The organism is Sporosarcina sp. FSL K6-1522, assembly GCF_038622445.1.
Lineage (GTDB): Bacteria > Bacillota > Bacilli > Bacillales_A > Planococcaceae > Sporosarcina.
This window is the reverse complement of record NZ_CP152019.1, coordinates 3426855-3441592: the sequence shown is the minus strand read 5'-3', so window position 1 is coordinate 3441592 and position 14738 is coordinate 3426855. Positions and strand designations below refer to the sequence as shown.

Annotated in this window: 15 protein-coding genes, 1 pseudogene and 1 riboswitch; of the genes and pseudogenes, 14 read left to right on the top strand and 2 right to left on the bottom strand. The window is 42.8% G+C overall.

Going from position 1 to position 14738, the window contains the following annotated elements; genetic code table 11:
- The first annotated feature begins 89 nt into the window (after positions 1-89).
- From MKY34_RS17145 to MKY34_RS17110, 8 genes and pseudogenes are all read left to right on the top strand, one after another.
- Positions 90-557, top strand: a complete 468-nt coding sequence (locus MKY34_RS17145; protein ID WP_342512330.1) for a DUF2004 domain-containing protein — start codon at positions 90-92, stop codon at positions 555-557.
- 15 nt (positions 558-572) lie between these two features.
- Positions 573-1007, top strand: a pseudogene (locus tag MKY34_RS17140) (SMI1/KNR4 family protein).
- Between the two features lie 325 nt (positions 1008-1332).
- On the top strand, positions 1333-2496 hold the full coding sequence (gene norA / locus MKY34_RS17135) for a multidrug efflux MFS transporter NorA (RefSeq protein WP_342512329.1): 1164 nt from the start codon (positions 1333-1335) through the stop codon (positions 2494-2496).
- A gap of 240 nt (positions 2497-2736) precedes the next feature.
- Positions 2737-3948, top strand: coding sequence for a NupC/NupG family nucleoside CNT transporter (locus tag MKY34_RS17130; protein WP_342512328.1), 1212 nt, complete (start codon positions 2737-2739; stop codon positions 3946-3948).
- A gap of 185 nt (positions 3949-4133) precedes the next feature.
- Positions 4134-5036 (top strand): ABC transporter ATP-binding protein, encoded by a 903-nt coding sequence (locus tag MKY34_RS17125; RefSeq protein ID WP_342512327.1) that lies wholly within the window; start codon positions 4134-4136, stop codon positions 5034-5036.
- Entirely contained in the window at positions 5037-5774 is a 738-nt protein-coding gene (locus MKY34_RS17120) for an ABC transporter permease (RefSeq protein WP_342512326.1), read from the top strand. It begins immediately after the preceding gene.
- A gap of 2 nt (positions 5775-5776) precedes the next feature.
- A complete protein-coding gene (locus MKY34_RS17115) occupies positions 5777-6895 on the top strand; it encodes a sensor histidine kinase (RefSeq protein ID WP_342512325.1) in 1119 nt (372 codons plus the stop codon).
- Positions 6892-7494 (top strand): response regulator transcription factor, encoded by a 603-nt coding sequence (locus tag MKY34_RS17110; protein ID WP_342512324.1) that lies wholly within the window; start codon positions 6892-6894, stop codon positions 7492-7494. Before MKY34_RS17115 ends, MKY34_RS17110 begins: the two co-directional genes overlap by 4 nt.
- Before the next feature lie 134 nt (positions 7495-7628).
- Here the strand turns inward: MKY34_RS17110 and dapA are convergent, their stop codons facing one another.
- The gene (gene dapA / locus MKY34_RS17105) at positions 7629-8513 is read right to left on the bottom strand and encodes a 4-hydroxy-tetrahydrodipicolinate synthase (RefSeq protein ID WP_342512323.1); all 885 of its coding nucleotides are present in this window, start codon (positions 8511-8513) and stop codon (positions 7629-7631) included.
- Positions 8514-8637: 124 nt separating this feature from the next.
- Positions 8638-8815: riboswitch (Lysine riboswitch) on the bottom strand.
- 472 nt (positions 8816-9287) lie between these two features.
- Between dapA and MKY34_RS17100 the strand changes: the two genes are divergently transcribed.
- Entirely contained in the window at positions 9288-9644 is a 357-nt protein-coding gene (locus tag MKY34_RS17100; RefSeq protein WP_342512322.1) for a hypothetical protein, read from the top strand.
- A 96-nt stretch (positions 9645-9740) separates the two neighbouring features.
- Here MKY34_RS17100 and MKY34_RS17095 read toward each other — a convergent pair whose 3' ends face one another.
- A complete protein-coding gene (locus MKY34_RS17095) occupies positions 9741-10643 on the bottom strand; it encodes an aldo/keto reductase (protein WP_342512321.1) in 903 nt (300 codons plus the stop codon).
- 116 nt (positions 10644-10759) lie between these two features.
- Here MKY34_RS17095 and MKY34_RS17090 point away from each other — a divergent pair, with 116 nt between their 5' ends.
- The 5 genes from MKY34_RS17090 to deoB all read left to right on the top strand — a co-directional run bounded on the left by MKY34_RS17090 (position 10760) and on the right by deoB (position 14724).
- Positions 10760-11305: an NUDIX hydrolase gene (locus tag MKY34_RS17090; protein WP_342512320.1), complete on the top strand. Its 546-nt coding sequence runs from the start codon at positions 10760-10762 to the stop codon at positions 11303-11305.
- A 114-nt stretch (positions 11306-11419) separates the two neighbouring features.
- Complete coding sequence (locus MKY34_RS17085; RefSeq protein WP_342512319.1) at positions 11420-11935, top strand: hypothetical protein; 516 nt, start codon at positions 11420-11422, stop codon at positions 11933-11935.
- A gap of 93 nt (positions 11936-12028) precedes the next feature.
- Positions 12029-12487: a Fur family transcriptional regulator gene (locus MKY34_RS17080; RefSeq protein ID WP_342512318.1), complete on the top strand. Its 459-nt coding sequence runs from the start codon at positions 12029-12031 to the stop codon at positions 12485-12487.
- A 103-nt stretch (positions 12488-12590) separates the two neighbouring features.
- The gene (gene xerD, locus MKY34_RS17075; protein WP_342512317.1) at positions 12591-13490 is read left to right on the top strand and encodes a site-specific tyrosine recombinase XerD; all 900 of its coding nucleotides are present in this window, start codon (positions 12591-12593) and stop codon (positions 13488-13490) included.
- A 34-nt stretch (positions 13491-13524) separates the two neighbouring features.
- A complete protein-coding gene (gene deoB / locus MKY34_RS17070) occupies positions 13525-14724 on the top strand; it encodes a phosphopentomutase (RefSeq protein WP_342512316.1) in 1200 nt (399 codons plus the stop codon).
- Positions 14725-14738: the final 14 nt, after the last annotated feature.

The following is a 14738-nucleotide window of genomic DNA, read 5'->3' as shown; positions in this document are numbered from 1 at the left end:
CGAAGACATTCGTGATTACGACCGTGCGTGTTTACCAGGTAACTCCATACGTGGATATTAATTTTATTGAAAAAAAGGAGACTTTAAAAATGCTCATAAACGATCCGATTTTTGGAGAAATTGAATATGATTATATATGGTCAAAGGATACTGCCATTCATTTTTTAGGGAAAGAGACTAAAATCGTGCTCATGATTAGCGGAGAAGAGGATGGGTTATTTGATGAAGAACAATACATAGCATACCAAGCGTTAATACAAAATTGGGCACAATTGCAGCAAAGCTTTTTGCAACCAATTTTAGATTACTACCATCAGAAGCGATATGAATTGGGGTATGATATTGAATTCAATGAACATTATCCGTTAGTAGAAACGACTGACCAACTGATGGAGATGATTACGTTGGATGGAATTATTGTGACATACGGAGGTATTTTCGAGGCTCGCGCTATTGGTATTCTTTTCGATTGTACATGGGATGCGGAAAATGGGGTGGGACTTCGTTTATTAGACGAGAAAGTGACTGAAGTAGGGTATCAGGATCTTGTGATTTGAAAGGAGTGAATGGTTGTGACCAAGGATGAAGTTGCAAGTTTATTAGACAGTCTAGTAGGTAAGGAATTGGTGATTTTGGATCCGCCTTCAACGAATGATTGGTTGCAATTGGAGAAGAAGTTTGGCTGTTCATTCCCAGAAGAATTTCGCTATTTCATTGAATTGATGGCTGAATATCGGTTTCCGGGAGATGTTTTGAACGTTTCTAGTGGAAGAAGCAATGGAAATGATACGATTTAATTTACATACGATGATGAAATGCTGACTGGTTTTTGGGATGAAGCGCTCATCCCTTTTTATAGTTTAGGGAATGGGGATTACTTTTGTCTTTGTTCGAAAGCATGTCCAAACACAGGTGTTTTTTATTATTCTCATGAAGATTTTAGCGTGACAAAAGAAGCGGCCACTTTTGAGGAGTGGTTAAAAAACGTGGATGATTTTTTTAACTAGGGTGTTCGGGTCTCGATATATGTAAAACTTGCAAAAAAATTCTTTTGTATATAGTTAGATAAATTGAGGGGCAAAGGGGAATATTGCTATTTTGATGACTTCATTGTACCAGTCAGTAGCGTATAAACGTTGACTGGCTTTTTTATGTTTAAAAATATGTGGAAAATAATAGTCGCAATCTCAGCAAGTGTGCGGTACACTTTTATGAAATGAAAAGAAGTCTCTTTCGTAAGTAGTTGTACACAGGTTCAATGTATGGGGATAGGTAGAAATTGGCTGGTTGGCGAATGCGATTGAAGGGCTTGTATGTAGAGGGGATTTACAGATGAAGAATCAAAATGGTGTATTAGCAATTTTACTCATGAATTTATTTATCGCATTTTTAGGCATCGGGCTTGTGATACCCGTGTTGCCGACGATTATGAATGAGTTGGGGATAACGGGTGCGGTTGTTGGCTATATGGTGGCGGCATTTGCGATTACGCAGTTAATTATTTCGCCGTTCGCAGGACGCTGGGTGGATAAGTACGGACGAAAGATTATGATTATTATCGGCCTATTGATATTTGGTTTCTCGGAGTTTTTGTTCGGGTATGGGAAGTCCGTTGAAGTGTTATTTATTTCCCGGATGCTTGGTGGCGTCAGTGCGGCGTTTATCATGCCCGCGGTGACGGCTTTTATCGCAGATATTACAACGACTGCTACAAGATCGAAGGCGCTAGGCTATATGTCCGCCGCGATTAATACTGGTTTTATTATTGGGCCAGGGCTCGGTGGTTTTTTGGCGGAAATCGGCACGCGGGTTCCTTTTTATTCGGCGGGAGTGTTAGGGGTGTTTGCGGCAATCCTGTCGCTAATTTTGTTAAAGGAGCCTGAACGGGAAGCGGTAGAAGCACCGACAGCAGGGCAAGCAACAGGGTTACGCCGTGTGTTTATTCCAATGTATTTTATTGCGTTTCTGTTGATTTTCGTCTCAACATTTGGGCTTGCGGCGTTTGAATCGCTCTTTAGTTTGTTTGTCGACCATAAATTTGGTTTTACACCGAAAGATATTGCGATTGTCATTACGGGCAGTGCGATTGTCGGGGCTATTGCACAAATCGTCTTGTTTGATCGTTTAACAAAACTGATGGGTGAAATTAACTTGATTCGCTATGCCTTGGGGATTTCAGCCGTTCTAGTCTTGCTGATGACATATGTCAGTTCGTATTTTTCCATTTTGCTCACGACGTTTGTTTTGTTTATCGGATTTGACTTGATGCGTCCAGCGATCACTTCGTATTTATCGAAAATCGCGGGCAATGAACAAGGCTTTGTAGGCGGCATGAACTCGACGTTCACAAGTATCGGTAATATTTTTGGGCCGATTATTGGCGGTGCTTTATTCGATGTTAATTTAAATTACCCGTATTATTTTGCAGCGCTTGTGTTAATAGTAGGAACGGTTATTGCACTGTTTTGGAAGAAGCCGAAGCATGTGACGTTATAGGGAGAAGCGACTTTTCAGGTTTGAGAAGTCGCTTTTTTCTATGGAGAGAAGACGAGCCACTCATCACTGTCCGCCGTTTGTATGCGGAATACTAGCGAGATAATCGTTAGCATGCCTAATGTCGAAAGTTGTCCATTTACTTATGCGTTCCTATTTGTTAAGATCGTGGAGTTGTCTGACGTCAGACGAGTGAAAGATGATAATAAAATGTGGGAGACTTCCATATAAAGAGGTGTCGTAGTGAATTTTTTGTGGGGGATTTTTGGGATGGTTGTCGTGTTAGGGATTGCCTTTCTGTTTTCGAATGGAAAAAAATCGATTAACTATCGCACAATCGTTGTTGGTTTGGCCATCCAAGTGACGTTTGCCTTTATCGTTTTAAAGTGGGAAGCGGGAAAAGCGGGATTGATATGGCTTTCTGATAAGGTGCAAAATGTTATTGACTATGCGGGTGAAGGCGTTGCGTTTGTTTTTGGTCCGGCTGCGGATGTTGAAGGGTTTGGTTTTGTTTTTGCATTTCAAGTGCTGACAATCATCATTTTCTTTTCTTCACTAATCTCTGTGTTGTATTATCTTGGGATTATGCAATGGGTCATTAAATTACTTGGAGGCGCATTATCGAAGTTGCTTGGGACGAGTAAAGCGGAATCGATTTCTGCGGCTGCGAATATTTTTGTTGGACAGACAGAGGCGCCGCTCGTTATTCGTCCATTTTTGGCGAATATGACGAAGTCTGAGCTCTTCACGGTGATGACCGGAGGACTTGCTTCAATTGCAGGGTCTGTACTTGCAGGTTATGCACTGTTAGGTGTGCCTCTTGAGTATTTAATCGCGGCGAGTTTTATGGCTGCACCTGCGGGATTGGTAATGGCAAAAATCTTTATACCGGAAACGGAACAGTCGAAAGTGGCCGATTTTGAGATGGAAAAAGATCAAGAGTCCGTGAACGTGATCGATGCGGCAGCGCGCGGTGCAGGAGATGGCTTAAAGCTTGCATTGAATGTTGGGGCAATGCTGTTGGCATTTATTGCGCTCATTGCGATGGTAAATGGTATGTTAGGCGGAGTCGGTAAGTGGATTGGTTTTGAGTCGTTGACGCTTGAAGGGATTTTAGGTGTTGTGTTTTCTCCACTTGCATTTGCTATTGGTGTTCCATGGGCTGAGGCGCTTACAGCGGGAAGTTTCATCGGTCAAAAGCTTGTGTTGAATGAATTTGTTGCCTATGTGGCATTTGCGCAGGAAATGGCATCTTTAAGCCCGAAAACGGTCATGGTTATCAGCTTTGCATTATGCGGTTTTGCCAATTTAAGTTCGTTGGCAATCCTTCTTGGTGGGCTAGGTGCACTTGCGCCAAGTAGACGCCCGGATATTGCAAAACTTGGTATTCGTGCAGTCGCCGCGGGGATGTTAGCTTCATTATTGAGTGCTGCGATTGCTGGGATGTTTGTATAAGTAATGGGTATGTAAAAAGCACATCTATATTGGGTGTGCTTTTTTGTGTTTCATGGATTGTTTTGTTTGTATTGATAATACGTTCATCTAGATGACATTTGTCATATTCGAATCATGACAAAGTCTACTGATAGGGGTTTTCGAAACGGCATACAATGAAAGGACTAACAGACGGAGGTGGTTTCATGGATGATGCAGTGAACATTAAACAGCTGACAAAAGTTTTTAAAGACAAAAAAGCCGTAGACGATGTTTCATTTTCTATTAAGCGAGGGGAGATTGTCGCGATTCTTGGGCCGAATGGGGCTGGTAAGAGTACAACAATGTTAATGATGCTTGGCTTGTTGCATCCTACTAAAGGCGAATCGACGCTCTTTCATGCAGATGCGAAGGATAAGAAAGTGCGTGAAAGAATTGGAGTTATGCTACAGGAAGTGAGTTTAATGGACGGCTTGAAGGTGAAAGAGATTATCGAGTTGTTCAGAAGTTATTATCCGAAACCATTGTCGTTTGATAAGCTCATCCGTTTGACTGGGCTGAGTGATGAGGATTTAAATAAACGAACTGAAAAGTTGTCTGGTGGGCAAAAGCGGCGGGTTGGATTTGCTTTGGCACTTGTAGGGGATCCAGATCTGTTGTTTTTTGACGAACCGACAGTTGGCATGGACATTGCAGCTCGCAAAGTATTTTGGGAGACCGTGAAAGAACTTGCTGATCAGGGGAAAACGATCATTTTCTCTACGCATTATTTACAGGAAGCAGATGATGTGGCAGGGCGTATTATTTTATTCAACAAAGGGAAAATCATTGCGGATGGTAAGCCGGAGGAGTTGAAGGGGAATTTGTTAAAACAATCGGTATCGTTCGTTGTGGATCGTCCATTTTCGACTGAACTCTTTTTACACTTGCCACAAGTGTCTGATGTCTACGCCGAGAATGGAAGGACGGTTGTTGTCACGAATGATACGGATGCAATTCTTGCGACCATTTTTGCGGAGCAATTAGTTGTGCATGATATAGCGATTGAAAAGGGCCGGCTTGAAGAAGCATTCGAACAGCTGACGGTCGAACAGAAGGAGGCGATATAAATGATGATTTTTCTGAACCAATGCAAAGCAGAGATGTACCGCATGTTTCGGAATCCTTATTTTATCTTTTGGTCACTGTTTATGCCGATTGTTTTTTACGTGATTTTTACGAAGGTTGTCAACACAGGTGCGGTTGATAAAGCGCTTTGGGATGCTCATTTTTTAATGTCTGTCACGGCTTTTAGTGTCATGGGAAGTGCGATTATGACATTGGGTATTCGCTTGGTGCAGGAGCGTGCGGAAGGTTGGACGACATTTATGAAAGTAACACCGCTATCCAGTTTGCAATACTCGATGGCGAAAATGATTGGGCAGTCAATTGTCCATGTATTTTCGATTGTCGTGATTTTTATAGCGGGTGTGGTTTTGAACGGAGTTTCACTTTCTGCATTTGAGTGGATTATGAGTGGTTGCTGGATTTTACTCGGCTCGCTGCCATTCCTTGGCATTGGTGTATTGGTAGGGACGATGAAGCGGGTCGATACGGCGAGTGGGGTTAGTAATGTTCTCTATATGCTACTGGCGATAACAGGTGGGATGTGGATGCCGATGGAGGTTCTGCCAAAAGTGGTTCAAACAATCGGTATGTGGCTTCCAGCGTATAATTATGGCAATGGTGCTTGGGAAATTATAAGAGGCGGCACACCTGAATTGAAAAATATCATAATCTTGGTAGGATATCTCATTTTATTCATGGTATTATCAACGTATATAAGAAGGAAACAGGAAGCGGTGTAGGCGTGAAGAACTTTCAACTTTTTCCGAAAAGGTACGGAGTGTTGCCTTATATCTTTTTATGTTATTTGGTCATGCCGCTTTTTTATGTACTAAATGAAACCGGGCTAAAAGCAGTAATTGGCTATTTGTTATTACTGCTTTTTCTTGTTTCATACAGGCAACTATATAGTACAACTTCTGAAAAATGGTTTTCTTTTTGGCTTGCCTTACAGATAGGGATTGTCGTGGTATTTAGTTTCGGCTACGATCCATATATTTTATTTATGGGCTTTTTTCCAGCGAACTTCATTGGATGGATTGAAAATAAAAAGCATTTTTATCGTACGTTGCTATCATTTGCATCAGCAATGATTGGAACAATTATTATACAAATAATACAGGGCGGAATAGATAATCTCTATTCTGTTCTCCCCTTTGTTGTTGTGATGATCGGAGCCCCATTCGGTATTCGATCGATGAATGAAAGAATGGAGCTTGAAAAACAGCTGAGCCAGGCCAATGACCAGATTAAGGATTTCATTAAACGAGAAGAACGGGTGCGGATCGCGCGAGATTTGCATGATACGTTGGGGCATACGTTGTCACTCATTACTTTGCAAAGCCAACTCGTTCAACGGATTGCCGACAAGCATCCAGAACGCGTGAAAGTGGAAGCGAAAGAAATTGAAATGACAGCACGCTCTGCGCTGCAGCAAGTGAGGGAGCTAGTTTCTGATATGCGTACCATTACAATTGCTGAGGAATTAGCGGATATGGAGCAAATTTTGAAGGCGGCAGGTATTCAGTTTCATATGGAAGATAAATCTGAACTATCAGAACTGCCTCCTTTACAACAAAATATTATCGGGATGTGTCTTCGAGAGACAGCAACAAATATCGTAAAGCATAGCCAGGCGCAAAATTGTTTTGTTACCTTTTGGAATACGAGAGGGGATTTTACCATCGTTGTAAAGGATGATGGGGTAGGGGTCCCTGATAATAATGATGAAGGCAATGGATTGTCGGGCATGCGGGAACGTCTGGCACTCATCGAAGGAAAGTTGGTAATTGAAGCGGGGACAGGTACCACGGTTACGGTGGCTGTTCCAGTCATTGTAAAAGAGGAGGTGATTGCTTTATGATACGCATTGTCATTGCAGAAGATCAGCGAATTTTGCGAGGGGCTCTTGGGGCGTTGCTTGATTTTGAAGAGGATATGGAAGTGGTCGGGCAGGCCGAAAATGGAGAAGAAGCGTTGATGCTTATTAGTCAGCTAAAACCTGATATTTGTCTTATGGATATTGAAATGCCATTGAAAAGTGGCCTAGAGGTGGCGGCTACACTAAAACAGGACGGCTCTTCTTGCAAGGTCGTGATGTTGACGACTTTTGCGCGTCCCGGTTATTTTGAAAGAGCTGTGAAGGCAGGGGTCCATGGCTATTTGTTGAAGGATGGCTCCATTGACGAACTTGCAGAATCAATCCGAAGAGTAATGAAGGGGAAGCATGAATTTGCGCCCGAATTGATTATTAATACATATCACCAGGATAATCCGTTGACTGCCCGAGGACAGGATATTTTAAAGCTGGCGGCAGAAGGAAAAACGTCGAAAGAGATTTCGGCACAGTTGTTTTTATCGGCAGGTACAGTGCGGAATTATATGTCTGAAATTCTTCAGAAGTTGGAAGCGAAAAATAAAATTGAGGCTATAGCTACGGCGGAGGAGAAAGGGTGGATTTGACAGAGGTCATAGGATTTTGAAATAAAAAATATGAATCATAGTAGATATCAGTATACTTAGGCATGAAAAAGGAAGAATAGTTATCTTATTCTTCCTTTTTCATGTGTTTTATTGGATTTGTAGGATTACATCTATCAAATCTTCACTTCATCAAAAATTGATAAAGCTCTTTGCAACGAACGTAGTTGTTCATTGTTTAATGGAATCATAGGCAAACGGACTCCGCCAACTGAGATGCCTTTCAGATTCAAAGCAGCTTTTACTGGCGATGGGTTTGGAGCTGCAAATATGGCTTTCATAATAGGCAGCAATTTACGGTGATCTGTAGCTGCTTCTTGGATATTGCCTATTTTGAAGTTTCTAATCATCGCTTGCATTTCATTTCCGATCACATGAGCTGAGACAGAAACGACGCCTGTTCCGCCGATTGCTAACACAGGAATAGTTAGTCCGTCATCACCGCTATACAATGAAAAGCTTGTTGGTGTGCGGTCGATGATTTCGGCCATTGCGTCTAAATCGCCGCTTGCTTCTTTAACAGCAACGATATTCGTTATTTCAGAAAGACGGATAATGGTTTCAACCGAGATATTTACCGCGCTACGCCCTGGAATATTGTACAGCATAATCGGTAAAGAAGTGCCTGCTGCAATTGTTTTGAAGTGCTGATATAATCCTTCTTGGCAAGGTTTGTTGTAGTACGGAGCGACGAGCATGATGCCGTCGACGCCTACATCTTCTGCAAGCAATGTGAGTTCAAGTGATCCTTTCGTGCTATTCGAGCCTGTCCCGGCAATTACCGGAACTCTTCCATTCACAACTTCTACTGTGAATTTAAATAATTCCACTTTTTCTGCTTCTGATAACGTCGGGGATTCTCCTGTTGTCCCAGCTATGACGAGAGCGTCTGATCCATTGGCGATTAAATGATTGATCAAGTTCCTTGTCGCTAAATAATCCACTTCACCATGTTCATCAAAAGGAGTTACCATTGCAGTTACAATTTGTCCGAAGTTCATTCGATCTCCACATCCTATCATGTATTTTTATAAAATAGAGGGAGAAGGGCAGCTGCAAAATAAAACGCAAAAAAGCAACAACGAAGGGCTCGTTGTTGCAGTTGAAATAATAGATTATTTCATTGCATAAGATAGCCCTCCATATAGTTTCCTATATGACAATTCTGTGCTTATTCAACCCAGAACCAGCTTCGAGACAATGAGATGCTCTCCACTTCGGCAAATTCCCCTTTTTACAATCTTCATAGGACCTCATTATCCTCTGATTGTGTACTAATGGTCTTTGCGCCTCTATCCTTACTTCAAAACTTGCGAAATAAGTAGATATTAAATTACATATGACTTTACCTGTAATCCTGAACAATTGCAAGTGAAAAATGAAAATAAAGTGAATAAGATGAAATTTAATGAGGTGAACAATATATCAGGAATGTTTAGAAGAGTCGGAATTATAGAGGTGGTTAAATTTAGGAGAGTTCTATATAATGGAGGTAAATAGTGAAGGCGAGGTGGTGGTGACATGGCATACCTATTTATGGGGCTTTTCGTGTTCTCAATTGTCGCTGGCCCTATGACATTTATTTATGCGCTTATTAAAGGTTCTTGGCCTGCGATGCTCGCGTGTTTTCTCATTGCTTTCCCAGTTGCCTTTTACTTTTGGGGTGGGCAACCTCCAATTTCGTATGTAGGCTACTTACCGCTAATTTGTTTAGTTTTGGCTGTTTACTATTATAGAAAACCCCGAATTGTTCAGTCGTAAAGGAGGAGAGTAAAATGGAAAAAGGTTCACGTTTAGTAGGGATTATTGCTGGTCTAGTAAGTGTGTTTTTGTGGGGGGCGCTAATTTTCTTTAATCCATATGGTGTTGTTGAAGCGAGTGCAACTAGTATGACGTTTGTTATGTTGCTATTACCCGCTTGTCTCGCCATTATTGCAGCTGTTTTGTCGAAAAAACGGTTGATGTTGCTGGCGTTTTTGTGGTCATTTCCAATTAGTGCCTATGTTGCGATGACGCCTAGTTACGCGGCTTGGTTTGGACTGACAAGCTTGCTGTATTTTGTTAGCTTTTTAGGGATGATGCTTGCGTGGAGGAAATTTTGGGAAAAGGCTGTGTATAGTCATTCTTATTAGTTCTGCAATAGGATATGCATAAGAAAACGCACAGACATTAAAATCAGTGCGTTTTCTTTATGCGATATTTCCTTTTCGATGTTGAGTGGATTTACGTTAAAGGCGATGCTCTTTATATATATGTTTTTTTACAATACTCTCTAACTGGGCAATCTCATCGTCCGTTACTTGCTTGTCATAAGCAACAATAGAATCAAGCAATTGCTCTGTCGTCCGTGCACCAATGAGGGCAGAAGCCACAGTTTGATCATGCAGGACATAAGCAATGGCGGCAGCATGTAGATCGGTAGATTGTTCGCTTAATGCTTGAACTGTTTGTACGAGTTCAGCCGCATTATAGTCGACAAAGCCATTCGCTTGCTCTGCTCTCTGCAAACCTTCCGCAGTTAAAAAGCCTTTCGCAATCGTGCCTCTAGTGATGACCGATGCATTTGCCTCGTGAATCATAGGCATCCATTCTTCTGGGCGGCGGTCGAGCAAGCTGTATTGCATCATGACAGACACAGCAGAACTGTTGTCTAAAAATCGTTTAATAACAGTCGGACGGATGGAAGAGATACCGTATTGTCGAATGATGCCTTCCTTTTTTAAGCTATCAAAGGCATCGATCGTTTCCTCTACTTCGTCTTCCATTGTTCCGCCGTGCAGCTGATACAAGTCGATATAATCCGTCTCTAGACGCATCAAGCTCTGTTTAACGGCTTCTATGATATGTGCTTTGGAAGCGTCCCATGTCCAGCTGTTGCCGTCGGGATTCATCTTATTGCCGGCCTTTGTTGCCAGAACGATATCTTGTCGTCTACCTTTCAATGCATAGCCAACGAGCTCTTCATTGCGACCGCCAGCATATAAGTCCGCTGTATCAAAATAATTGATACCTGCATGGATGGCGGCGTCGATGATGTTTTTCGATTCATTAAGGTTATCTGGTAGTGACATACAGCCTAGACCAATTTCAGAAACATATAAACCGCTTTTCCCTAATTCTCTTTTTTTCATGAATAGCACCCCTGTTTTGTCTTCGTCTAAGCGCAAGTGCCTCAAAACAGGCGCTTGCGCTTTTCTTTAATGGTACAATGACAGCATCAGGAATTCTAGGAGAAGGGGCTAACACGATGAATAAATACGAAGAAAAAACAATTTCAGGTGAAACACTTTATGAAGGAAAGGTCATTTCGCTACGTGTAGAAGAAGTCCAACTTCCGGATGGCAATCAAGCGAAGCGTGAACTCATTAAACATCCAGGGGCTGTTTCGGTCATTGCGATTACCGATGACAACAAGCTGGTGTTGGTTGAACAATATCGAAAAGCGTTAGAGCGTTCGCTCATTGAAATACCTGCGGGGAAAATCGATCCAGGGGAGGCGCCAGAGATAACTGCAGTTCGTGAGTTGGAAGAGGAAACGGGGTACGGTGCGAAAGATTTTCGCTATATCCAGTCGTTTGCAACGTCACCTGGTTTTGCGGACGAAATCATCCATTTGTACTTGGCACGAGGGCTTTACAAAATTGATAATCCTGCTGCTGGGGATGAGGATGAATTTATCGATTTATTGGAAGTGACGATTGAGGAAGCGGAAGAGCTGGTCGCATCGGGGGAAATTTATGATGCTAAAACGGCGTTTGCTGTATTGTACGCAAAAAATCTGCTAACAGAATGACCTAATTTGGGACGGACGAGCATAGGATGAACTATGCCCTGGCACACTTGCGTCAGGAGACTTTGAACTGCGTGTACATAGGCAGGTCAAACAAACTATGCGGAGGTGCAGCCGATGGTCCGTTCCTTATCATTCGTTCACTTATTTATCATTCTCGCAGTTGGCTATATTGGCGGGGTACTTTTGTATCGAGAAATTCCTTCGATTTCGCTGGAGAAATTACTTGTCTTGTATGATGCTCGGGTCATCCAAGGCCATGAGGCGAGCTTCTTAAAGCCGATTGGTTCGATGGTGGTACTGTTTGTTGTGACATTTGTGGTATCATCATTTCAGAAGACGCGGTTCCTCGTATTGTTTTTTGGTGCCCTGAACAGTGTCTTTTTTGGCTTGTCTTCCTCGTATTTGCTTGGATCCGGCATGAAAATGATTGAGTATGCCATTTGGTGGTTTCCATTTCAATTTCTTGCCTGCTTGTTATTCCTACTCTATTGTGCCGTCTTAAATCCACCTTATTTTATGCGTACAACGATAGGGAAGAAGCGGAATCCTCGTGTGTTGCCTGTACTAGTTGCTCTATCAATTGGGCTACTAGCGACTGAAATAGCCGTTTATTATTGGATACTTGCTTAGAAATTATACGCAACCCAGTGATAGTCCTGTCCTTTCTGTTGTCATAGGGAAAGGCCATTTGGTATAATGGAGGCAGTTTGAGGGGGGCGTCGTATGGAAGGCCGAATTGATCGGATTAAAAAACAATTGCATGGGGCGAGTTATAAGTTGACGCCTCAGCGTGAAGCGACGGTTTTGGTCCTCCTTGAGCATGAGGAAGACCATCTAAGCGCAGAAGATGTATTTTTGCTCGTTAAAGAGAAAGCACCTGAAATCGGTCTTGCAACCGTCTACCGTACGCTTGAATTGCTAACAGATCTTAAAGTAGTCGATAAAATCAATTTTGGAGACGGTGTATCGAGGTACGATCTACGGCAGGAAGGCGCGGATCATTTTCATCACCACCTGATTTGCATTGAATGTGGCGCGGTGGATGAAATTCAAGAGGACCTTCTTGGAGATGTTGAAAAGATTGTAGAAAGCCGATTCGAGTTTGCGATTAAAGACCATTGGTTGACGTTTCACGGCACTTGCAAAAGGTGCAAGACTGACGGAGACGACCAGGAAGAATGATGAGAGGGATGGCATGATGCTGTCCCTTTTGTCGTTGGAAAGGGGGAAGGGATTTGCTGGCACATTCTATTGAAGAAAGACGAATGGCTATTGCCCGTTTGCGATGAAGGATGCTCGTTTTGGATTGGACGATTATATGCATTTCTTAAAAGTAGAGCGTCAATTATCGGATAATACCATTACTTCCTATCGACGCGATCTTCAGGAATATATCGTTTATCTAGAAAAATCGGGCTATGCGTCGATTGATAGCATTGACCGTGCAGTGATTCTCAATCATTTGCAGTGTTTGAAGGATAGCGGGAAGTCTTCACGGACGGTGTCACGGCATATTTCATCTATCCGTTCGTTTCATCAGTTTCTATTGCGGGAAAAGGTGACGAATCAGGATCCAACTGTCCATTTGGAGTTACCGAAGCTTGAACAAAAGCTTCCTCGTGTATTATCGGTGGACGAAGTCGATACACTAATCACTACCCCGGATTCTAGTAAGCCCCAAGGTGTACGAGATCAGGCATTATTGGAGATTTTATATGGGACAGGCATGCGTGTAAGCGAACTGATTGGGCTAAATCTAGAAGATATTCATGTATCAATGGGGTTTGTTCGCGTGTTCGGTAAAGGTGGAAAAGAACGCATCATTCCGCTTGGCGGCGGCGCGATAACCGCATGTAAACGGTATATTGAAGAAGTACGTCCTCTTTTCACTGCGAAACAAAAAGGGGTCGAAGCATTGTTTGTCAATATGCGAGGGACAAGGCTGACACGGCAAGGTTGTTGGAAGCTGTTGAAAGCGCATGCATTGCAAGCGGGTATACAGAAAGAGTTGACGCCGCATATTTTGCGTCATTCATTCGCGACCCATCTAATTGAAAATGGGGCAGATTTACGTGCTGTTCAAGAAATGCTCGGTCATTCAGATATTTCGACCACACAAATTTATACGCATGTTAGCCGTTCGAGATTGAAAGAAGTGTACGTGAAATTCCATCCGCGTGCGTAAAGGAAAACAGCTATTCACAGGAGGTTATTTATATATGGAAAAACAACAATTTAAACGTGTCCATCTCATCGTATTGGACTCAGTAGGTATCGGAGAATCGCCTGATGCGCATGTATTTGGAGATGAAGGTGCGGATACGCTTGGGCATATCGGTCAAGCAATGAAAGGGCTTCACATGCCGAATATGGGGCAACTCGGGCTATCCAATATTCGTGAAATCGAAGGTGTGGATGTTGCGGACGAACCACAAGCTTTTTACGGAAAAATGCAAGAAGCATCTGTTGGGAAAGACACGATGACTGGGCATTGGGAGATCATGGGGTTGAATATCGATAAGCCGTTCAAAGTATACCCGAATGGTTTTCCAGCAGAACTCATTGATGAGCTGGAGAAACGTACAGGGCGTAAAGTCATTTGCAATCAACCGGCGAGTGGAACTGCAGTGATTGATGAATACGGTCCAGAGCATATGGAAACGGGCGCAATTATTGTCTATACGTCTGCAGATCCCGTGCTACAAATTGCCGCACATGAAGAAATTATCCCGATTGAAGAACAATACAGGATTTGTGAAATTGCGCGTGAGTTAACATTAGCACCAGAATTTTTGGTCGGCCGTGTCATTGCGCGACCGTTCGTTGGCGAACCAGGGAATTTCACACGGACGACGAACCGTCATGATTATGCGCTGAAACCATTCGGTCGTACGGTGATGAATGAGTTGATAGATGCGGATTATGAAGTGATTGCTATCGGTAAGATTGCCGATATTTTTAATGGCGAAGGTATTACAGATTCAGTTCGTACGGTAAGCAATATGGATGGTGTCGATAAGTTACTCGATGTGATGAAAAAGGACTTCACAGGTTTGAGCTTTACGAATTTAGTGGATTTCGATGCTTTGTTTGGTCATCGGCGCGACCCGCTCGGTTATGGGAATGCGTTACAAGAGTTTGACGCAAGGTTGCCGGAAATCATGGGCTTGATGCGTGAGGATGATTTGCTCATCATTACTGCGGATCACGGCAATGATCCAACGTACTCTGGTTCGGATCATACGCGTGAATATGTTCCGTTACTTGTCTACTCACCGGCATGGAAGTCGGGTGGGAAATTGCCGAAAAGTGAGACGTTCTCAGACATTGGCGCGACAATTGCTGCAAACTTCAATGTCAAACAACCGGATTTCGGTACGAGTTTCTTGAACATCATTCAAGGAAATCTTGCTGAGTAAAGTCAAAGCTCTTT